This window comes from Microbispora rosea (assembly GCF_044460045.1).
In the GTDB taxonomy this organism is placed as follows: Bacteria; Actinomycetota; Actinomycetes; order Streptosporangiales; family Streptosporangiaceae; genus Microbispora; species Microbispora rosea.
Window position 1 is genome coordinate 204,880 of the sequence record NZ_JBITJO010000004.1, and the last position, 21,077, is coordinate 225,956.

Here is a 21,077-nt window from a genome sequence, read left to right on the forward strand (position 1 = left end):
TAGTCCTAACGCTAGGCGCGGTCGCCGGGTCGCTTCGCCTGTCACGGCCTGCGCGCATCGGCACACCTGTGATGCGCGGCTGCGGGAACCGGTACCGCTGCGGTTCGGTTTACCAGTGTGCCAGATCCTGCAACCATCCCAGGCCATGGGCTATTCCTGGGCAGGCCACCGTGGTGACCGGGGCGGCGGATCGGCGGATCGCGCCGACGCCCCGGTCGGCGCGGCCGTCCGGGGCGTCGGTCGGAAGGGCGTCAGTCGCGGTCGTTGCTGACCGTGGTCTTCTGCACCTGGAGCAGGAACTCGGCGTTGGACTTGGTCTCCTTCATCTTCTCGAGAAGGAGCTCCAGCGCCTGCTGCATGTCGAGGGCGTGGAGGACGCGGCGGAGCTTCCAGACGATGGAGAGCTCGTCCTTGGCCATGAGGATCTCTTCCTTACGGGTGCCGGACGCGTCCACGTCCACCGCCGGGAAGATGCGCTTGTCCGCCAGCGACCGGTTGAGCTTGAGCTCCATGTTGCCGGTGCCCTTGAACTCCTCGAAGATGACCTCGTCCATCTTGGAGCCGGTCTCGACGAGCGCCGTGGCGAGGATCGTCAGCGAGCCGCCGTTCTCGATGTTGCGGGCGGCGCCGAAGAACCGCTTCGGCGGGTAGAGCGCGGTCGAGTCGACACCACCGGACAGGATGCGGCCGCTCGCGGGCGCCGCGAGGTTGTACGCGCGTCCGAGACGGGTGATCGAGTCGAGCAGGACGACGACGTCGTGGCCCAGCTCCACCAGGCGCTTGGCCCGCTCGATGGCGAGCTCGGCGACGGTGGTGTGGTCCTCGGCCGGGCGGTCGAAGGTCGAGTGGATGACCTCGCCCTTGACCGACCGCTGCATGTCGGTGACCTCTTCCGGACGCTCGTCCACGAGGACGACCATCAGGTGGCACTCGGGGTTGTTGCGCGTGATCGCGTTGGCGATCGCCTGGAGCACCATGGTCTTGCCGGCCTTGGGCGGCGACACGATCAGGCCGCGCTGGCCCTTGCCGATCGGCGAGACGAGGTCGATGATCCGCGTGGTCAGGACGTTCGGCTCGGTCTCCAGGCGCAGGCGCTCCTGCGGGTAGAGCGGCGTGAGCTTGTTGAAGTCGGGCCGCTGACGGGCCTGCTCCGGGTCCATGCCGTTGACGGTGTCGAGGCGGACGAGCGCGTTGAACTTCTCGCGCCGCTCGCCGTCCCTCGGCTGCCGGACGGCGCCGGTGATGACGTCGCCCTTGCGCAGGCCGTTGCGGCGGATCTGGGCGAGCGAGACGTAGACGTCGTTCGCGCCCGGAAGGTAGCCGCTGGTCCGCACGAAGGCGTAGTTGTCGAGGATGTCCAGGATGCCGGCGATCGGGATCAGGACGTCGTCCTCGCCGATGACCGGCTCGTTGCTCTCGAAGCGGTCGCGCCCGCGGCGTCCGCGCTCCCGGAAGCGGCCACGGCGCCCGCGGGTGTCATCGCCCTGGTCGCCCTTGCCGTCGGCGCGGCCGTCCGTACGGCTGTCGCCGCGCCCGTCACGCCCGTCACGGCTGTCACGGCCGTCGGCCCGGTTGTCACCGCGGTTGTCGCCACGGTTGTCTCCACGGCCCTGCTGGTCACGACGGCCCTGGCCGCCGTCTCCCGCGTCGGCGGCGCGCTGGTCACCGCGCTGGTCACCGCGGCCGTCGCGCTCGCGGCCGCGCTCGCCACGCTCACCTCGTTCACCGCGCGAACGGCGCTCGCGACGGTCGCCGCGCTCGGGCCGCTCGGCGCGGGTCTCCGGCTGGGCGGCCTCGGCCTGCTGCTCGGCGACGGCGGCGACGCCGTTCTGCGCGGCCTCGGCGGTCACGACCGGCGCGGCCTCGACCACGGGACGCTCCTCACGAGCCGCGACGGCGGGCTCGGCGGCGGGCGTGGCGGCGGGCGCTGCCTCGGGTGCGGGCGCCGCGGCGGCGCGGGAACGTTCCCGGCGGCCACGGGCGGGGCGCTCGGCGACTGCGGGCGCTTCTGCGGCGGCCTTCGGCTCGGCCGCGGTCTCTCCCGATCCGCCCTGCTTCTCCTGGATGGCCGCGATGAGCTGGCTCTTGCGCATCCGTCCGGTCCCCGTGATGCCGAGGCTGGTCGCCAGGGCCTGAAGCTCGGGGAGCACCATGCCAGCCAGGCCGGTGCCGGAGCGACGTCGCGGACGGGCCGGGGCGGAAGTGGGGGTGTCGCCGGCGGCCTGGCCGTCGGAGAGGAGTTCGGTGGTGTCGCTCAACTAAGGGTCCTTCCCAGGGGTCGGGCGCCGGAATCATGCGTCCAGGCGTCCCGGTGATGCGACCCGGCGGGACAGACCGGGTCGGGCTTCGCGAATCTCATGTGTCGATGACCCTCGGGATCCGCGAGCGGTAGGTGCCCGGGGGCGATCCCCCGGATTGCCGCCACCGACCAGATGTCTTGGTGGTTCGAACGCGCATGTCTCCGAGAACGCCGCCCCCGGCCACGCCACCCGAAGGTGTGCCGACTGGAGGAAACGGTTTCGGGGAAATCGCCCTGCCCGCGTCGAAGGACGCGAGGCGAAGTGCAGCGATGTGCGAATGACAAGCACGCACCCAACACGGGGGCACCTGGTGCGGCTATCAGCCTAACATCACCAGCGCGCACAGCTATTCCCTGAAGGTCGAAGAAGCATCAGCGTGTCTCGGGAAACCGAACGTACGCACCAAGCGGGTCGACGTTCATTGGCTGGATGTGCCAGTCATTACCCACTTCTGGCGCGATCAAATCCTCGGTGTCCCGTGTCGTCAACGCGAGAACCGTCGGACCGGCCCCCGAGACGACGGCGGGCACCCCGGCCTCGCGGAGCCGTCGCACCAGTTCAGCGGTGCGGGGCATCGCGGGCTCGCGGTACCTCTGGTGCAGGCGGTCCTCGGTGGCGGCGAGCAGGAGATCCGGTTCCGGTCTCTGTGTGAGCGCCGCGACGAGCAGAGCCGCCCGCCCCGCGTTGGCCGCCGCGTCGGAATGCGGTACGTCCTTCGGCAGCAGCCCCCGAGCCTCCTCCGTGGACAACCGGAAATCCGGGATCAACACCACCGGCCGGACGTCCTCGTGCGGACTCAGTTTCACCATACTCGCCACCCCCGACTGGTCCGTCCAGGCGATGGTGAGTCCGCCCGCCAGGCACGGCGCCACGTTGTCGGGATGCCCCTCCAGCTCCGTGGCCAGCGCGAACACCTCGGCGTCCGGCAGATCCCCCGCACCCCGCCCGCGCGCGAGGGCGCGGGCCGCGAGGATGCCGGCGCAGATCGCCGCCGACGACGAGCCGAGCCCCCGCGCGTGCGGAATGCGGTTGCGGCAGCGCAGCGCGACGCCGTCCGGCTGGGCGAACCCCATGCGGTCGAACGTCGCGCGCATCGTCCTGACGATGAGGTGGCCCTCGTCCTCGTCCAGCTCACCGGCGCCCTGGCCCTCCACGGCGATCCGCACGCCGGGCGAGCCGGAGATCTCGGCCTCCACCTCGTCGTACAGATCGAGGGCGAGGCCGAGGCTGTCGAAACCGGGGCCGAGGTTGGCGCTCGTCGCCGGCACGCGGACGACGACGCCGTGACTGTCCGTCAATTCGTCACCTGAACCCTTTGATGGGCGGAAATGAGAGGGCTGGTCAGGCAAGTCCGAGCGCGGCCGCGGCGGCGTAGGCGTCGATCGGGATCGTCACGGGCGCCGGGGCGCCGGAGATGGCCCAGTCGGGATCCTTGAGGCCGTTGCCGGTCACGGTGCACACGACCCGCTGGCCGGGCGTGAGCAGGCCCTGCTCGTGCGCCTGGAGCAGGCCGGCGACGCTCGCGGCGGAGGCGAGCTCGACGAACACGCCCTCCTCCTGCGCGAGCAGCTTGTACGCCGCGGCGATCTGGCGGTCGGTCACGGCCTGGATGTCGCCGCCGGACTCGTCGCGCGCGGACTCGGCGAGCCGCCACGAGGCCGGGTTGCCGATCCTGATCGCCGTGGCGATCGTCTGCGGGTGGGTCACGGGGCTGCCGCCGACCAGCGGCGCCGCGCCGCTCGCCTGGAATCCCAGCATGCGCGGCCTCTTGGTGGCCACGCCGTCGTCGGCGTACTCCTTGTAGCCCATCCAGTAGGCCGAGATGTTGCCGGCGTTGCCGACCGGGATGCAGTGGACGTCGGGCGCGTCGCCGAGCGCGTCGACGATCTCGAAGGCCGCCGTCTTCTGGCCCTGCAGGCGGTGCGGGTTGACGGAGTTCACCAGCGCGATCGGGTAGGTCTCCGCGAGCTTCCTGGTCATCTCCAGGCAGTCGTCGAACGAGCCCTCGACCTGGAGCAGCCTGGCGCCGTGCACCAGCGCCTGGGCGAGCTTGCCCATCGCGATCTTCCCGCGCGGCACGAGGACGGCGCAGGTCAGCCCGGCCCGTACGGCGTAGGCGGCGGCCGAGGCGCTGGTGTTTCCGGTGGACGCGCAGATGACGGCCTGGGCGCCCTCCTCCACGGCCTTGCTGATCGCCACGGTCATGCCGCGGTCCTTGAAGCTGCCGGTCGGGTTGAGGCCCTCGACCTTGAGGTGGACGTCACAGCCCGTGATCTGGGACACCCGCCTGGCCGGGACGAGCGGCGTGCCGCCCTCGAGCAGGGTCACCACGGGCGTCGTCGTGGAGACCGGCAGACGGTCGCGGTACTCCTCGATCAGGCCACGCCAAGCCCTGAACATTGATCGCTCCTCCCACGCGCGCGTACGCGTGTTACCAGGGGTATCGGTCACCGAGTCTACGGCCAACCGTTTGACGTGCGGACTCCGTTGTCCACCAAATGGACATATTGGGCGTCACCTTAGGGAACCGTCGGCCGCTTTCGCTAGGGTGGAGCAACCTTTTGACCATCGCTGTGAAGGACGAGGATTGGCCCACCTGACAGGCGTGGAGCCCCGGCCGAGAATTCGCCACAACGACTACTCTCCGCTCACGCCGCCGCCCCTCGGCGGCTGGACGCCCACGCTCAGCGCGAGTGTCGTCATTCCCGCGCACGGCGGGCAGCACCGCCTCGACCTGACGCTGGCCGCGCTGGCCGCGCAGACCTATCCCGCGCACCTCACCGAGGTGATCGTGGTGGACGACCGCAGCGACCCTCCGCTGCGCCTGCCCGATCTGCGGCCCGACAACACCCGCGTCGTGGTCGTGCCGCCCGGCGGATGGGGCGCGGGGCACGCGATGAACGCCGGCATCGCGGCGGCCGAGGGCGAGATCGTGCAGCGCCTCGACGCCGACATGGTGATCTCGCGGGAGCACCTGGAGGCGCTGTTCCGCTGGCACCACCTCACCGACTATCTCGTCACCATCGGCGGCAAGAAGTTCGCCGAGGAGCCCGCTCTCACTCCGGCGCAGGTGCACGAGGCCGTACGGCACGGCTCACCTGAGGACCTGTTCGACCCGTCGGCGCTGGTGTCCAGCTCGACCGAGGACACCATCCGCCGTCTCGACGGCCTGCGGGCCAGCAAGAACCCCTACCAGGTGTGCACCGGTCCGACGGTCTCCCTGCGGCGGGCCCTGCTCGACGAGGTGCGGGGCTTCGATCCCGAGGTGGTGCGCGGCCAGGACACCGAGTTCGCCTACCGGCTCGCCCAGGCGGGGGCGGTGTTCGTCCCCGACATGGCGGCCCGCGCCGTGCATCTCGGCCTGCCGGCCCAGCGCGGTGAGCACGGCAAGTCGATCGTCCGGCTCGTCGAGGCCCATCTGGCACACCGGGTCCCACTCCGCCGTGATCTGCGCAAGGAACCCGGCCGGCGCTGGCTCGTGCCGTACGTCGAGGTCGTCTTCGACGTGACCGGGGCGGACGAGCGGCGGATCGTCGCCGCTGTCGACGCGGTGCTGCGCGGCACGCTCACCGACGTCGTGGTGACGCTGACCGGCCCCTGGTCGTCGCTCGAAGGCGGACGCAGGTGGGCGCCGGGGACCGAAGCGTTCGACCTCGCCCTGGTCAGGGCGGCGTTCGGGCACGACGCGCGGGTCCGGTTCGCGGACCGGGCGGCGCCGACCGCCGCGCCCGTCCCCTTCCGCTACACCGCGCCCGTCGACGCCCCTCCGGCTCCGGCGCTGCTGGAGCGGGCGGTCAAGGCGATGCTGGAGGAGCGCATCGGCCTGCTGGTCCTCGACCTGCCCGGCGGGGGCACGGCCGTCCTGGAGCGGACCGAGGCCGTCGCGCGCGCCCGCCGGCTCGCCGCGCCGGGCGAGGACCCGGCCGACGTGATCGCCCAGACCCACGGGGTGCGGCACGCCGCGGCGAGCGAGTTCGAAAAGCTTCCCACGACCGCGGCGAAACCGGCCGCGCCCGCCGCATCGCAGGCCACGCCCAAGGAGACGCCGCAGGCGGCCCCGGAACCGGCCGCGAAACCGGCGGCGGCTCACGCCCCGCAGCCGGAGTCTGCGCCCCAGCGTCGCCGCGGTCTGTTCCGCCGCTCCTGACCCGTCCGATGGCCGGGCCGGGCGGTCAGGTCTTCTTGAACGTGAAGGGCCGGCGGAGACCCCGGGCGATGCCACGCAGGCCCCGGGCGCGGTTCAGCACCGCGACCTGCCCGCGCAGCGCCGAGACCTGCCGCCTCAGGGTGCCGATCTCCCGGCGGAACTCGACGGCGGACTGGCGCCACCGCGCCGCCTCGCCGCGCCATTTCGTCACCTGTCCCCGCAGCCGCTCGACCTCCTTGGTCAGCCGCTCGACCTCGGCCTGCGCCTGCACCCGCGCGCGATAGGCGGCGCGCGCGCTCACATGGGCCGGGGCCTCCGCGGCCGTCCGGAAGCCGAAGGTCTCGCCGTCGACCCAGTAGACGCCGAACATCTCGTCAACGGCGTCGTCGAGGTCCTCGCCCTCCTCGGCGACGAGGGCCGCGCGGGAGAACGCCTCGGTGCGCTCCAGGCGGGCGACGGTGACGCCTTCGGGGTCCTCGGCCAGGAGCACGCTCACCAGTCCGCGTTCCCGCCCGCGCAGCACGTCGAGCAGCCGGCCGACGCCGTCCTCCTCGGGCACCCAGCCGGGCGGCATGCGCAGGCGGTACGGCGACTGGGTGTCGGACACCGTGGTGGCCAGCCGCACCCGGCCCTCGTGGGTGTAGTGGGCCCGCAGCAGCACGAGATCGAGGCGCGGGTCCTTGAGCGGCGCGCGCTGCTCGGGCGCGAGCTCGTCCCACGGGCCGGTCAGCACCACGGCGAGGTCGGTCACCGTGCCGGCCAGCACGCCGTCCACGGTGGCCCTGACGTCGTCGTACGACCCGGCGGTGGCGTCCACGAGGACCTCCACCTGCGGGACCTTCCACTGGCGGGAGGGATGGGTGCGCAGCCAGCGATAACCGGGCACCCGGTCGGTGACCAGGGCGTGGCTGACCCGGCTGATCGGCGCGCTGTCGCGCATGCGCATCGACGGGCCGAGGTGGTAGGCCCGGGCCTGCGGGTCGGGGATGAAGACCGCCCCCGCCTGCGCGAGCCGGTAGCCCATCTCGGTGTCCTGACCGAGGATCATCTCCGGGTCCATCGGCCCGGCCCGCTCGAACAGCCGGGCGGAGACCGACGACGCGCCGCCGATGTGGATGCTGAACGGCCGCGGCGAGTGGACCAGCCCGTCCGACCGCTGCACCAGGTCCTCGATCCAGGCGTGCGGCTCGGCCGGCTCGAAGAGCTTCGCCAGGTCGTCCGTCCGCGCGACGTCCGCGGGACCGGGCAGCGGGACGGTGGTGAAGCGCAGGTAGGACGTGACCGACAGATAGGGCGCGAGGTGGTGCCAGCGCATGTGCGCCTCCACCTCCTCCGGTTCGGGGACGACGTCGGAGTCCATCCAGTGGATGACGTCGCCCGTCGCGGCGGCCAGACCGGTGTTGCGGGCCCTGGCCCGGCCCGGCGCCGCGCAGACCAGCAGCCGCGTGTCGCGGGGCCGGATCTCCGGAAGGCGCAGCGGCGGCTCGCTGCCGTTGTCGACCACGATCACTTCGAGCAGGTCGGCCGGGTACGTCTGCCTGGCCAGCCCGGCGAGCGTGAGATCGAGTTTGACCTGATCGGCGTAGGCGGGGATCACCACGCTGACCCGCAGGCGGGGCGTCCACGAGGAACCGAGGGCGGGCGGCCGGAGGACGGTGTAGTCGTTTCCCCTGATTCGTGGCGTCATGGTGCTTCCAACATCACACTCGGGCGAAAGCCGCGCCACTGGTTCGCGGCGACTCGCAGGAAGTGGGCAAGAGGAAGGTTCCAGGTGTGGTCGGCGGCGACCGATCGCCGAAGTACGTAGCCCAGACCGTGGGTGCGGTAGACGCGGCCGCCGGCCGCCTCGACCGCCCGCAGGAGGTGCGCGTCCTCCCCGCGGTCCAGCGGCCCGAAGCCGCCGGCCTGCTCGAAGATCTCGCGGCCGAGCAGGATCGTGCCGCCCGCGACGTGGTCGGCCCACACCTCACTGCTGTAGTCGACGCGGCGGATCGTCGCGTGGAGGGGCTGGAGGTAGAAGAACTCCGGCGCGGTCCCGACCAGCTCCGCCCCGGAATAGGCCATGGCCAGCAGCAGGTCGGCCAGGTGCTCGGGGCCGTACCAGTCGTCGTCGTCCCATTTGGCGATGATGCCGGTGGACGCCCGTGCCGCCGCCATGTTGAGCACGGCCCCGAGCGGCGCGTCCGGGCCGGCCTCGACGACCGTTATCGGATGGGGGAACTCCGCGACCGCCTCGCGTATCCGAGCGGCCGGGAACCCGTGCAGGGCGACGACCGCCTCCAGGCCGACGCCGCGCTGGCGGGCGAGCTGACGCAGCGCGTGGCCGACGTAGTGGGGCCGTCGCGTGGCCATGACGACGGTCACCGGGGCGAGGCCGGTGCCGACGCCCCCGGACCGCAGCGCGTGCCTGCGCAGGCGCACGCTGTGCTCTTCCCTGCGCAGGTCGGCGACCGAATCGGGCCTGCCGTCGTCGGCCTCGGGGGTCCAGGCCGCGATCAGGCCGGCGAGCCCGGGATCGGCATCACGCACCCACCCCGGCGGGTCCTGGCAGGTGAGCGGCACCCCCGCGGCGGCCAGGCCGGCGACCGCGTCCAGTGCCTCGGCGACGGGCCGCTCCGGCCACTCCAGCACGAGCCCGCGCAACGGCCGGAGCCCGGCGACGTCCGCGGCCTGCGGGGGGACGGCCAACGGGCGGCCTCCCACCTCCCACCGGCCGTCGCTCCAGGACAGCGTCGCGGTCTCCTCGGCCGGGCTGCGCGTGAAGCCGTACGGCGAGCACATGCCGGTCGTCACCGTCACGGCGTCCCTCCCGCGGGTCCGTTTTACAGCTGGTGAACTTTTATCAGCCGAACCTTGTGAATTCCTGTGACCGTCGCGGTCAACCTGACCACTCGCTGTGACTCGGCACGACAGGCGGGATCACGGGACGGGCGACACGCTCCCGCCGACCACGTCGCCCAGCGTCCTCACGACGATCTTCTTGGCTTTCCGCTGCTGGGCCACCCAGTCGATGAAGGCGGCGAACTCCTTGGGAGCCGTCGCGTATTGGTCCCGCGGCGCGTTCTTGATCTCGTGGAAGACGAAGGTCACCACGCCGGGGTCGCTCTCCTGCTGGGCGCGGGTGACGAACTCGCGCAGCGTGCGGGCCGTACGCGGCAGGCGGGTCTGGCTCGTGGCGCGTACGGCCGCGAGGTCCGCGGGCGGGATCGTCTCGGTGACCGGGCAGGCCTGGCAGCTGTCCGGCCGGTACAGGCCGTTGATGTCGCGCGCGCTGTTGTAGCCGCAGCCCATCGTGATCCGCTTGCCCGACTCGTCCAGGGCGCCGAACGGATAGGCGAACGAGCGCACGGCGAAGCCCATCTTCAGCAGCGCCCGCCTGTCGTCGCAGATCTCCGTCTGCTGCGCGGCGTCGAACATCTCCGGCAGATGCGGATGGTGGAGGGTGTGGCCGCCGATCTCGTGGCCTTCCTTCGCGATGGCCCGCAGCGCGGCCACGCTCAGGTAGCCGCGCTTGCCGAGGCGGCCGCTGTTGACGTAGAAGGTGCCCTTGAGGCCGCGCCTGCTCAGCATTCTGGCGACGGCGAGGTGGTCGGCCGTCCCGTCGTCGAAGGTGAGGACCACGGTCGGCACCCCGGCCGCCCGTGCCGCCTGTTGTTTCACGAGCGTGGGGGCGGCTGAACCGGCCGCCGCGGCCGGGTGCTGGAGTCCCGCGATCGACGCCGCGGTTAGGAGACAGGCCGGAAGAAGTCTCTTCACCGTAAGTCGCATGGGGAGCAACTTTACTCACACTTGCCAATTACTCTTGCACGTGATGTCCAACCGTAATGAAACGGTCCACAACCCTCAGCTCTTGCCATTCTTGCTGCGGGCGCGCTCGAACAGTGCGACGGTCAGGCCCGGCAGCTCCGCGGAATGCCAGGCCGTGGAGAGACGATATCCGGCCGCGCGCACGGAGGCCACCCTGGGGATCTTCTTCCCCGTCAGCCCGGCCTGCTTCGTCCCCCGCCAGACCACCCAGACCCTGCGGTGCCCGGCCAGGGCCTCGGCGAGGTCGTCCCGCTCCGCGTACTCGAAGGCGGGGCCCTGCCCCCTGAGGAGCACGTCCTCGGGCAGGCCCTCCCGGCCGTAGTAGACGAAGCCGGTGCGCAGCCGGCTCTGACCGTAGACGATGGCGTCGCCGGGGCGCTCCCGCGTCCGGATCACGCCGAGCGCGCCGGGGAAGTCGTCGTAGTGGCCGTTGCGCTGCCGATAGTCGGCCTGCGCGGGCAGCCCCAGCAGCGCGACCGCCAGGACGACGGGCACGCCGACCAGCGCGAAGGGAACGGGGGCCAGGCGGACCGAGGCCAGGGCCACGCCTCCCGCCAGGGCCAGGGCGGGCGCCGCGACGAACACGTAACGGTCCACGTAGGCCGGGGTCACCAGCGCGTCGATCGCGAGCAGCAGCACGGGCGGGAGGACGAGCCAGCCGCCGGCGAGGACGCCCCAGGGGACCGACCTGCGCAGCAGGATCACCACACCCACGACGGCGAGGGCGAACAGCGGCGGCCCCGCGAGGTCGGAGCCCGCCGCGTGCTTGGGGAACTTCAGCAGCACGTCGGGCCCGTGCGGCTGGATCCAGCTGATCGCGTGGCGCTCGCCCCAGCCCACCAGTGCGAGGACCGCGAGGGGGACGCACCCCACCGCCGTCGCGGGGACGATCCTGGTCAGGAACGCACGACGGGGCAGGACGAGCAGGGCGGCCAGGAACTGGGCCGGGAGCACCAGGACCGAGAACAGGTGCGTGCAGCCGAGCAGCGCCACCGACGCGGCATACCAGCGGATCCGGGTGTTCGTGGGCGACTCGGCCACCCGGTGCAGCGTCCAGGCGGAGATCACGGCCGCCGCCGCCGCGAACGCGTACGGCCGGGCGTTCGCGCCGTGATAGGACACCGACGGCAGTACGGCGAACAGCGCCGCGGCCAGCACGCCCGCCCGGGGACCGGCCAGCCGGCGGCCGAGGTCGGCCAGGAAACCCGCCGCCACGCCGGCCGCGAGGGCCGAGGGCAGGCGCAGCCACCACTCGGCCTCCCCCAGCCACGACCAGACATGGATGAGCAGGTAGTAGGGCAGGAAGTGGCCGTCGATCTGCTGGACGAGCCCCCACAGCCCGCTCAGCGGCCGGGCCACCGCGGCGCTGTAGGTCGCCACCTCGTCGGCCGACAGCGACGCCGTGGTGCCGGAGATCGCGACACAGGTGGTCAGCAGGCCCGCGAGCAGCGGGGTCCAGCGGGGCCAGTCCTTCGCTTCCGCCTCCGTCCTCCGGCCGGACGTCCGGACCGCCTCGCCCGCAACCACGCTTCCCCCCACAGAACTGATCATTTCGGCGACTTCAAGGACATCGAACACGCACGGCCGCGCGGATCGGCGGGCCGTTACCCGATCGAGTCGTTGCCCGCGATCGCCCTGCCTTCCGGACATGCCGGGCTCCACCGTACGAGATCTCAGCGGGAACTCCTCACGGAACTGTTTGATTGTTATAGTGACATGCAAACAGTTTGGGAGGTGGCTCGTGTACGACTCCCCCCAGCACGTCGGCCCCCAGCAGGACGCCGGGCGACCCGGCCGGCCGCGCCGCCTGGTGCTGACCGTCCTGCCACCGCTTCTCGCCCTCCTCTTTCTCCTGCTGCTCTTCGCCGTCTTCCGGGACCGCCTGCCCGGCCGGGCCTACGTCTGGGGTGGGGAGCCGCGGTACGCGCCTGGATGGGGTGAGTGGCTGAGGTCGCTCGCCCTCTCCGTGGGAGGCTTCGAGGTGGTGTTCCTCGCCGGGTTCACGCACTATTGGCGCTGGCCCGGCTTGCAGCGCTGGCTGGTCGTGTGTTCCGTCGCCACGAGCGTCTCGATGGCGGCGGGGGACGGTGTCGCGGTGGCCGCACTGATCGACTCCCCGGGGCCTACGGCCCTGCCGGCGTGGCAGGTTCCGGCCGAAATCGCCCTCACCCTTCTCGGAGGGGTCGCGGGCTGGTGGCTGGCGGGTCCCCTGCCGCCCGCCCCCGGCGCGCGCACCGCGCCACCCCCGGGAGTGCCTCTGCTGCCGCTCGCGCCGGCGCAGCGGGCCGTCTACGCCGCGTCCGCCTGGTATCCGCGCTCGCTCCTGCAGGGGGCGGCGATGCTCGCCTTCGGCTGGTTCGGGCTCTTCAACCTCTCCCGCTCCTGGCAGGGGGCGACGCTGATGGCGCTGATGGGGCTCGCCGCGATCCTCTCGGCGCGCACCCGGCTCCGCATCGACGGCAGCGGCGTCGAGGTCAGCCTGCCGGGGCTCGGGGGCCTGCGGCGGGTCGTGCCGTACGACACGGTGCTCTTCGCGTCGGTGCGGCCGGAGGCGTCCGGCAGGGGGCTCGGCATGATCGGCGGCAGCAGAGGGTGGGGATACGTGAGCGGTCGCGGGCCCGTGCTGGCGCTGCGGCTCACCGACGGGCGGGAGTTCCTGTACTCGGCCCGGGACGCCGAGACGGCCGCCGCGCTGGTGAACGCGTCACTGACCCGTGCCCGGGGAGCCGCCGGGTGCTGATCGTCGTCGATCCGTCCTCCGCTCAGCCCCTGGCCGACCAGGTGGCTGCCTCGGTGCGCGCGGCGGTGGCCAGGGGCGCGGCGGTTCCCGGGGACAAACTGCCGTCGGCGCGGGCCGTCGCCGCCGCGCTGGGCATCAACCTGCACACCGTGCTGCGCGGCTACCAGCAACTGCGCGACGAGGGCCTGGTCGAGCTGCGCCGGGGCCGCGCGGCGATGATCACCGACCTCGCGGCCGAGGGCGGCCGGCTGCGCCTGCGCGAGGCAGCCGAGGAGTTCGCCGGCGCGGTGCGGCACCTCGGGGCCTCCGAGGAGGAGGCCCTCGACGCGGTCCGCAGAGCTCTGGCGGAGCGCTGACCCGCCCCTCGCCGATTCACGCCGATTCACGCCGACGGCGTCCGCGTCAAAGGGACGATCAGGCGCTCTCGTCGCCGGGCAGGTCGGGCGGCTTCCCCGCCGCGCCGATCAGGCCGGGCAGGTCAGGCGGCTTCGCGGTCCAGGGGCCGGCGGCGGAACCGGCACAGGTTCACGATCAACAGGACCACGGCCGCGGCGGCCACGGCGCCGCAGGCGGCGAGGACCGGCACGCTGGGATCACCCTTCGCCTCCGCCCGTTCCCCGGCCGCGGGAAAGGTGATCGTCCCGGTGGCCGTATGGCTGACGCGGCCGCTGCGCAGGGTGAACCGGAACCTCCATGGCCCGGCGGGCAGGTCCCCGCCCAGCAGCACGGTCACCTGACCGTGTCCGCCGGGAGCCAGGGTGGTGACGCCCGTGCTCCGGAACGGCCCGGCGCTGAGCGCGCTCGGCCCCTCCGAAAGCCGCACCTCTCCCTCCAGGTCGACGGCGCGCTCCCCCTCGTTGCCGACCTCGGCCACCAGCCGCGGCCGCCCGTCTTCGCTGCGCGCGGCGGTCACCTCGCCGATCCGGAACCGCGTCGGCGGTTCGCCGCCCGGGCCCACGTCCAGGTAGGTGCGGACGCCGATCCGGTTGACGAGCGCGACGTTGCCCGATGGGCCGGGCGAGGCCGAGGAGATCTCCGCCCAGATGACGGCGTACCGCTCGCCCTTGGAAGCCGTGGGCGGCACCGCGACGGTGGCCGTCACCGGGGCGTGACCGTGCGGCGGCAGGTCCACCGCCGTCCGGTCGAGTGTGATCCAGGAGGTCAGCTCGTTGCCGGTATGCGCGGGGGCGAACGTGAAGCCCGCGTCGCCGACCCGGGCCGCGGCGGCGTACACGTTCACGTGCTGCCGTCGCGACGAGGTGCTGAAGACCTCGAGACGCCGGGTGAAGGTGGTGCCGGGATTCACGTGGTCGACGATGAACGCGTGCGAGCGGGGGTCGTCCAGCCGGTTCTCCGGAATCTCCAGCAGCCGGATGCCGAACCGCCCCTGCCGGCGTGCCTCATCATCGGCCGCCGCCGGTGCGACGGCCGCGGCGTACGACACGATCGCGAGCAGGGTGGCGGCGACGATCCTGCGGGCTGAGCGGTCAGGCAACGGAGTGGTTCACCGTGCCGGTGTACAGGCCCGCCACCGCCTGCGCGGGCACGTTGACGACGACGGTCGGGTTCCACTCGGCGGTGTTGACGCCGGAGCCGCTCGTCTTGCTGAACGCGGTGCGCGTCTCGTCGAGCGACTGGGCGGCCGCCGCGTCGGCCTGCCCCGGCACGAACGTGCCCGTGCCGGTGGTGGCCGTCGCCGGGCCGGACCAGTAGAGGACCGCGGTGTTGGGGACGGTCTCCGCCGGAGTGCCGCCGCCGGTGGTGAAGGCGGTGGCCGACACCGTGGCCGCCCACGTCGCGGTGAGCGCGGCACGCTGGTCGCTCACCGCGATCGGGCCGAGCTGGCCGCTGATCTGGCCCGATGGCACGCCGCTGCCGACGCTGACAGGACCGTCGGGAACAGTGGTCGTCAGCCCGCCCGGATTGGTGACGGTGAAGGTGACGGTCGTGGGGCAGGTCGTGGAGGCCGGGCAGGAGGCCGCTCCGGCGGGCGACGCCGTGGACGCGACCGTGACTGCCGCGACCAGCGCCAGTCCTGCGACAGCCGCCGACGGCGCGGCGACACTCCTCTTGCCCATCTGCCGATTCCTCCATCCGTGCGGTGCCCCGTTAGGGCCGCGGTCGGTGACATCCTGGCTGGTCCGAGGCGTGCGACACGGTTCTTCTGCCGGTGTCTGGAAACCCTTTGTGATCAGATGATGACCGGCGGAGACGCGCGGTCCGTTGTCCACGGTTACGGCTGGCTCCGGCGTGGCAACGGCCGGGCGCCCGCTCGGTGCCCTAGCCTGCCGTGCGTCGTTCACGGGCGAGATCGGCGGCGTGGCGGCGGAACGGTGACGAGGAAGGCAGCACATGCGGCAGGTCGGTGCGATCGTGACGGCGGCGCTGGCCGCGTCGATCGCTCCATCGATCGCTCCGTCGGCCGCGCTGCCCGCCGCGCCGGCCGTCTTCCTACGCCTCGCGGGGGCCGGGACGGCCCTGGCCGCCGAGACCGGGGGATACGGAGCCGGCGAGGGAAGGACACTGGTCCCGCTGCGGGCCGATCCGCTGACAATCACCCTGCCCGGATCGGTGAACCTGGGCAGCGGCGCCCGCGGCGGCACGCTCAGCGCCTCGATGGGCACGGTGACGGTCGTCGATTCCCGAGGTGGACTGCCTCCCTGGACGGCGACCGTGTCCGCCACGAACTTCACCACCGGCAGCGGCACCCCCACGCAGACGATCACGGCCGCGAACGTCGCCTACTGGTCGGGCCCGGTCACCACGTCGTCCGGCCCGGGCACCCGCAACCCCGGTCAGGCCACCGCGGCCGGCCGGGTGACCCTCACCTCGGCGGTCGTCGCGTTCAGCGCGCGCAAGCAGGCGGTGCCGATGTCGACGAGCTGGCAGCCCACCTTGGTCATCACCATCCCCTCCAACGCCGCCGCCGGGGTCTACACCGGGACCATCACGCACTCGATCGCCTGACCGTCCCGCCCCCTACAGGAGTTGGGGGTCTCCTGACCCGCCACGGACGCGGCGGATCGGCCGCCGGTCGGGCAGGTCGGCGATAGTGAGCCCCGCCGGGCCGGGGCGCGGCTTCCGATCCGGCGTCTCATGCCGCTCCTCAGCCGAAGGGTTGCCATGCCCCGCTTCTCACGACACCTCCGCCGCCCACTCGCGGCGATGGCGCTGGCCCTGGCGACGGCCGCGCCTCTGTTCACCGGCCTGCCCGCCGGCGCCGCCGCCGGGCCGGGCGAGCGTCCGAAACCGCCGCCGCCATGGGTGCGGATCTGCCAGAAGCTGAAGCGGATGCCGGAGCACCGGCACATCCGGTGTCCCGCCCACCGGCCGCGCCCGCTCGGCCGGCCGTACGGCTCCGGCGACGCGAAGCGGTTCCCCACGGTCTCGGAGATGGACACCCCGACCCACACGTCAGGACCAGTGGGCATCACCTCCGGTCCCGACGGCGCCCTGTGGTTCACCGAGAACTACGCCGGCAACATCGGACGCGTCACCACCGACGGCGACTTCACCGAATATGCCGTGCCGACCACCGACCCCGAGCCGGGGCACATCACCACCGGGCCGGACGGCGCGCTGTGGTTCACCGAGGCGACCGGCGACAAGATCGGGCGGATCACCACGTCCGGCGTCATCACGGAGTACGCCCTGCCCACCGCGGGGTCCTACCCCTGGGGCATCACCGCCGGTCCCGACGGCGCCCTGTGGTTCGTGGAAACCATGGGCAACAAGATCGGCCGGATCACCACCTCGGGAACCATCACCGAGTACGCCCTGCCGACCGCCGACGCCTACCCGATGCGGATCACGGCCGGTCCAGACGGCAACCTGTGGTTCACCGAGTCATTCACCGGCTCGATCGGCCAGATCACCCCGGACGGGGACATCACCGAGTTCGCCATCCCCTCCACGGGGGCGATACCCATAGGGATCACGACCGGGCCGGACGGCAACCTGTGGTACGCCGACGCCAACGGGAAGGTCGGCACCGTCACCACGGACGGCGACTTCACCGAGTATTCGCTGGACGACCCCGACGCCTTCCCGTGGGGCATCACCAGCGGCTCGGACGGCAGGCTGTGGGTGTCCGAGCAACTCGGCAACGCGGCGGCCAGCGTCACCACCTCGGGAATCATCATCGAGTACAACATGCCGACCACCCTCGCCGGGCCCTTCGACATCACCAGCGGGCCCGACGACAACGTCTGGCTCACCGAGAACTACGTCGACCAGATCGCGAAGATCGCCCTTTAGCCCGGCCGGCACAGCTGCGGGGACTCCCAGGTGGAGCACCCGGGAGTCCCCGCAGGCAGAGTGCCCTCGGCGTCAGGGTGTGTCGTCGCCCTCGACCCGCATGACGCTCGCGACCGCGCGGACGATGTTGAGGTCGCGCAGGTCCTTTATCGTGCCCGACAGGGCCGCGTCGCTGGCCCGGTGGGTCACCAGCACGAGCTGGGCGTCGTCGCCGCGCCCCTCCTGCCGCACCGTCTGGATCGACACGTCGTGACTCGCGAAGATCTCGGCCACCCGGGCGAGCACACCGGGCTTGTCCGCCACGTCCAGCGACACGTGGTAGCGGGTGACGCTGTCGCCCATCGGGTGGACCTTGAGGTCGGCGTACGTCGACTCCTCCGGCCCGCGGGTGCCGGCGATGCGGTTGCGCGCCACGGCGACGATGTCGCCCAGCACGGCGCTGGCGGTCGGCGCGCCGCCCGCGCCCGCGCCGTAGAACATGAGCCGCCCGGCCGACTCGGCCTCCACGAAGACGGCGTTGTACGCCTCGCGCACCCCGGCCAGGGGGTGCGACCTCGGAATCATGGCGGGGTGCACCCGGACGCCGACCGACCTGCCGTCGTCGGAGCGGGCGCAGATGGCCAGCAGCTTGATGACGTACCCCATGCCCTTGGCCGAGGCGACGTCGGCCGCGGTGATCTCCGTGATGCCCTCGCGGTGCACGTCGGCGGCCGTCACCCGGCTGTGGAAGGCGATGCCGGCCAGGATCGCCGCCTTGGCGGCGGCGTCGAAGCCCTCGACGTCGGCCGTGGGGTCGGCCTCGGCGTACCCGAGCGCCTGGGCCTCCTCCAGGGCGTCGTTGAACGAGGCGCCGGTGGAGTCCATCTTGTCGAGGATGTAGTTGGTGGTGCCGTTGACGATGCCCAGCACGCGGCGCACCCGATCGCCGGCCAGCGACTCGCGCAGCGGGCGCAGCAGCGGGATCGCCCCGGCGACGCTCGCCTCGAAGTACAGGTCGGCGCCGTTCTCGCGGGCGGCCCGGTGAATCGTCGCGCCGTCCTCGGCCAGCAGCGCCTTGTTGGCGCTCACCACGGACTTGCCGTGCGCCATGGCGGCGAGGATCAGCGACCTGGCCGGTTCGATGCCGCCGATCACCTCGACGACGATGTCCACGTCGTCGCGGGTGACCAGGGCCTCCGCGTCGGTCGTGAGCAGGGCGGGGTCCACGTCGGCGTCCCGCTTGCGCCCCAGCCTGCGCACGGCGACGCCGGCCAGCTCCAGTGGGGCCCCGACGCGGGCGGCCAGGTCGTCGGCCTGCTCGCGGAGCAGACGCACGACCTGCGACCCGACGACGCCGCAGCCCAGCAGCGCGACCCTGAGCGCCGGTTTGGCCTTACTCACGATGCCTCCTCGCTTCGCCGCCAGACTGCCCGGAGCGGCCGGTCACAGCTGCCCCCTGAGCAGGTCGTCCTCGGTCTCTCTGCGGATGATGACCCGCGCCTGGCCGTTGGACACCGCGACGACGGCGGGCTTGGGCAGATAGTTGTAGTTGTTGGCCAGCGACCGGCAGTAGGCTCCGGTGCCGGCGACGGCGATCAGGTCGCCGGGGGCCAGGTCGCCCGGCAGGTACAGGTCGCGCACGACCATGTCGCCGCTCTCGCAGTGCTTGCCGACCAGGCGCGACAGCATCGGCGCCGCCTGGCTCACGCGGGAGGCGAGCACGGCCGTGTATTCGGCGCCGTAGAGGGCGGTGCGGATGTTGTCGCTCATGCCGCCGTCGACGCTCACGTACGTGCGCAGGCCCTCCACGTCCTTGACCGTACCGGCCTCGTAGAGGGTGACACCGGACACTCCGGCGATCGACCGGCCCGGCTCGACTGTGAGCCGGGGCACGGGCAGCCCTGCCGATTCGCACACCTTCGTGACGATCTCCCGCAGGCCGTCCGCGATGACCTTGACGTCCAGGGACTCGTCGCCCACCACGTACGGAATGCCGTATCCGCCGCCGAGGTCCAGCTCCGGGAGCACGACGTCGTGCTCCTCCTTGATCTCCACCAGCAGCCTCGCCAGGCGGCGGGCCGCGACCTCGAAACCGCCGGTGTCGGTGATCTGCGACCCGATGTGCGAGTGCAGGCCGACCAGTTCGAGCTGCGGCAGCGCGAGGATGCGCCGCACCGCCTCGGCGGCGGCGCCGCTGCTCAGCGACAGGCCGAACTTCTGGTCGTCGTGGGCGGTCGCGATGAACTCGTGGGTGTGCGCCTCGACGCCCACGGTCACCCGGATCATCACCTTCGGCCGCACGCCGTGCTTGTCCGCGAGGAAGCCGAGGCGGGCGATCTCCTCGTACGAGTCGACCACGATGTGGCCCACGCCGACCTGGACGGCCTTCTCCAACTCGGCGAGCGACTTGTTGTTGCCGTGCATCGTGATCCGCTCGGGCGGGAAGTTCACGCTGAGCGCGACGGCGAGCTCACCGGCGCTGCACACGTCGAGGCCGAGGCCCTCCTGGTCGATCCAGCGGGCGACCTCGCGGCACAGGAACGCCTTGGCGGCGTAGTGGACCTCGCCGTCGTGGAAGGCGGATCGGTACTCGCGGCAGCGTGAGCGGAAGTCCTCCTCGTCGATGACGTACAGAGGCGTGCCGAACTCCTTCGCCAGGTCGCGCACGTCGATTCCGCCGATGGTGACGGCGCCGTCGGCCCGGCCGGACGTTCGCGGCCAGATGGCCGGTTCGAGCGCGTTGAGGTCGGCCGGCACGTGCTGCTGCGGACGCTCCTCGGGCAGTCCGGCGGTCACGGCGACGATCGATGAAGCGGCGTGCAGGTCGCCGGCAGGGTGGGCGAATCGACTCACCCGAACGAGGCTAGCCGACCCTGCTATTCACTCGCGCCCGCTGTTCACCCTGCGAGACGGCCCCGACGGAAGATATTCAGATCCGCAGGTCATCGACGACAGCACTTTCAGCCAATCACCGGTTTTGTTCAGATTTTGCCGGGCGGGGCGACACCGAGCTCCACCAGCCCCTCGCCGAGCACCCGGCGCACCGCCTCCCCCATCCGCACCCGGGCCGCGTGGAGCTCCGACGGCGGCTCGTCGCCCCTGGGGATCGGGGCCGCGCGCTCGACGGCGGTGTGGTAGCCCTCGGCCAGGCGTTCGAGGTACGCCGCCCATCCCGGATCGCGGCTCTCCCTCCTGCTCGGCAACTCGGCCAGCACCCGCAGCACGGCCCGGTCGAACGGGCCGTCGAGCAGCTCGGGCCGCGCCGCCGCGCCGGTCCGCACGCCCAGGTCGCGCGCCCACCGCCGTACGGCTCCCGCCCGCACGTACGCGTACCGCACGGCGAAACCGGGGTTGTCCCACGTGCGCGGGAAGTCCGGCCACGGCGCCGCGGAGACCCCCGGCGGCGGGGGCACGGCGACCGGGGCGGCCAGCACGTCCTCGACGATCTCTCCGGGGGTGGCGACGCCGATGACGAGGAAGCCGTTGGGCCGGACGTCCACCCGCCGGATCCCGGGCACCGCGCGCAGCCGTGCCGCGAGCCGCTCCGCCACCTCAGCCGGAGCCTCCCCCGTTCCCCGAGGCGTCGCACCCGCAGCCTCCGCCGTTCCCCGCAGCGCCGCCGTGGAGACGAACCACGCGTCCCGCTCCCACGACCCCTGCGGCACCGGCGGCGCGCCAAGGACGCCACACAACGCCTCCATAATCACCCCACACCCCCTCACCGCCGTGATCTTGTAGTTTGTCGCACGCATCCCCGCCGAGCTGGGCCTTCACTTTTCACGATCTTGCAGAATTGGCACTACCAGAGGGCCCATCAGCGGAAACACAAACCGCGATCTTGCAACTG

At 72.3% G+C, this 21,077-nt stretch carries 17 protein-coding genes; 5 read left to right on the forward strand and 12 right to left on the reverse strand.

The features are described from left to right. Positions 1–251: 251 nt before the first annotated feature. From rho to thrC, 3 genes are all read right to left on the reverse strand, one after another. Positions 252–2,258, reverse strand: coding sequence for a transcription termination factor Rho (rho, locus tag ACIBK1_RS18270; protein WP_030510500.1), 2,007 nt, complete (start codon positions 2,256–2,258; stop codon positions 252–254). A gap of 413 nt (positions 2,259–2,671) precedes the next feature. Then, positions 2,672–3,598: a homoserine kinase gene (thrB, locus tag ACIBK1_RS18275; protein WP_030510501.1), complete on the reverse strand. Its 927-nt coding sequence runs from the start codon at positions 3,596–3,598 to the stop codon at positions 2,672–2,674. 43 nt (positions 3,599–3,641) lie between these two features. Then, positions 3,642–4,700: a threonine synthase gene (thrC, locus tag ACIBK1_RS18280; protein ID WP_030510502.1), complete on the reverse strand. Its 1,059-nt coding sequence runs from the start codon at positions 4,698–4,700 to the stop codon at positions 3,642–3,644. A gap of 187 nt (positions 4,701–4,887) precedes the next feature. Here thrC and ACIBK1_RS18285 point away from each other — a divergent pair, with 187 nt between their 5' ends. Further along, a complete protein-coding gene (locus tag ACIBK1_RS18285) occupies positions 4,888–6,447 on the forward strand; it encodes a glycosyltransferase (protein ID WP_396736257.1) in 1,560 nt (519 codons plus the stop codon). Between the two features lie 25 nt (positions 6,448–6,472). Here ACIBK1_RS18285 and ACIBK1_RS18290 read toward each other — a convergent pair whose 3' ends face one another. The 4 genes from ACIBK1_RS18290 to ACIBK1_RS18305 form a co-directional block, all read right to left on the reverse strand. Next, positions 6,473–8,134 (reverse strand): glycosyltransferase, encoded by a 1,662-nt coding sequence (locus ACIBK1_RS18290; protein ID WP_396736260.1) that lies wholly within the window; start codon positions 8,132–8,134, stop codon positions 6,473–6,475. Beyond that, a complete protein-coding gene (locus ACIBK1_RS18295) occupies positions 8,131–9,246 on the reverse strand; it encodes a glycosyltransferase family 2 protein (protein ID WP_396736263.1) in 1,116 nt (371 codons plus the stop codon). The genes ACIBK1_RS18290 and ACIBK1_RS18295 overlap by 4 nt, the downstream gene beginning before the upstream one ends. Before the next feature lie 120 nt (positions 9,247–9,366). Next, on the reverse strand, positions 9,367–10,215 hold the full coding sequence (locus ACIBK1_RS18300) for a polysaccharide deacetylase family protein (RefSeq protein ID WP_081903834.1): 849 nt from the start codon (positions 10,213–10,215) through the stop codon (positions 9,367–9,369). A 75-nt stretch (positions 10,216–10,290) separates the two neighbouring features. Further along, positions 10,291–11,805: a glycosyltransferase family 39 protein gene (locus ACIBK1_RS18305; protein ID WP_396736266.1), complete on the reverse strand. Its 1,515-nt coding sequence runs from the start codon at positions 11,803–11,805 to the stop codon at positions 10,291–10,293. A 190-nt stretch (positions 11,806–11,995) separates the two neighbouring features. Between ACIBK1_RS18305 and ACIBK1_RS18310 the strand changes: the two genes are divergently transcribed. Continuing rightward, positions 11,996–12,994, forward strand: coding sequence for a hypothetical protein (locus ACIBK1_RS18310; RefSeq protein ID WP_396736269.1), 999 nt, complete (start codon positions 11,996–11,998; stop codon positions 12,992–12,994). After that, positions 12,988–13,350 (forward strand): GntR family transcriptional regulator, encoded by a 363-nt coding sequence (locus ACIBK1_RS18315; RefSeq protein WP_030510509.1) that lies wholly within the window; start codon positions 12,988–12,990, stop codon positions 13,348–13,350. Before ACIBK1_RS18310 ends, ACIBK1_RS18315 begins: the two co-directional genes overlap by 7 nt. 122 nt (positions 13,351–13,472) lie before the next feature. Here ACIBK1_RS18315 and ACIBK1_RS18320 read toward each other — a convergent pair whose 3' ends face one another. After that, the gene (locus ACIBK1_RS18320; protein ID WP_036408131.1) at positions 13,473–14,489 is read right to left on the reverse strand and encodes a hypothetical protein; all 1,017 of its coding nucleotides are present in this window, start codon (positions 14,487–14,489) and stop codon (positions 13,473–13,475) included. Then, on the reverse strand, positions 14,482–15,072 hold the full coding sequence (locus ACIBK1_RS18325; RefSeq protein WP_396736273.1) for a hypothetical protein: 591 nt from the start codon (positions 15,070–15,072) through the stop codon (positions 14,482–14,484). Before ACIBK1_RS18325 ends, ACIBK1_RS18320 begins: the two co-directional genes overlap by 8 nt. A 274-nt stretch (positions 15,073–15,346) precedes the next feature. Between ACIBK1_RS18325 and ACIBK1_RS18330 the strand changes: the two genes are divergently transcribed. Together ACIBK1_RS18330 and ACIBK1_RS18335 are read left to right on the forward strand one after the other, a co-directional pair. Next, on the forward strand, positions 15,347–15,961 hold the full coding sequence (locus ACIBK1_RS18330) for a hypothetical protein (protein ID WP_396736276.1): 615 nt from the start codon (positions 15,347–15,349) through the stop codon (positions 15,959–15,961). A 198-nt stretch (positions 15,962–16,159) separates the two neighbouring features. Continuing rightward, complete coding sequence (locus tag ACIBK1_RS18335; protein ID WP_197042804.1) at positions 16,160–17,251, forward strand: Vgb family protein; 1,092 nt, start codon at positions 16,160–16,162, stop codon at positions 17,249–17,251. A 72-nt stretch (positions 17,252–17,323) separates the two neighbouring features. Here the strand turns inward: ACIBK1_RS18335 and ACIBK1_RS18340 are convergent, their stop codons facing one another. The 3 genes from ACIBK1_RS18340 to ACIBK1_RS18350 form a co-directional block, all read right to left on the reverse strand. After that, on the reverse strand, positions 17,324–18,631 hold the full coding sequence (locus tag ACIBK1_RS18340) for a homoserine dehydrogenase (RefSeq protein ID WP_030510514.1): 1,308 nt from the start codon (positions 18,629–18,631) through the stop codon (positions 17,324–17,326). A gap of 42 nt (positions 18,632–18,673) precedes the next feature. Further along, positions 18,674–20,083 (reverse strand): diaminopimelate decarboxylase, encoded by a 1,410-nt coding sequence (gene lysA / locus ACIBK1_RS18345; protein ID WP_030510515.1) that lies wholly within the window; start codon positions 20,081–20,083, stop codon positions 18,674–18,676. 128 nt (positions 20,084–20,211) lie between these two features. Then, entirely contained in the window at positions 20,212–20,931 is a 720-nt protein-coding gene (locus ACIBK1_RS18350; protein WP_396736279.1) for an anticodon-binding protein, read from the reverse strand. Between the last annotated feature and the right edge of the window lie 146 nt (positions 20,932–21,077).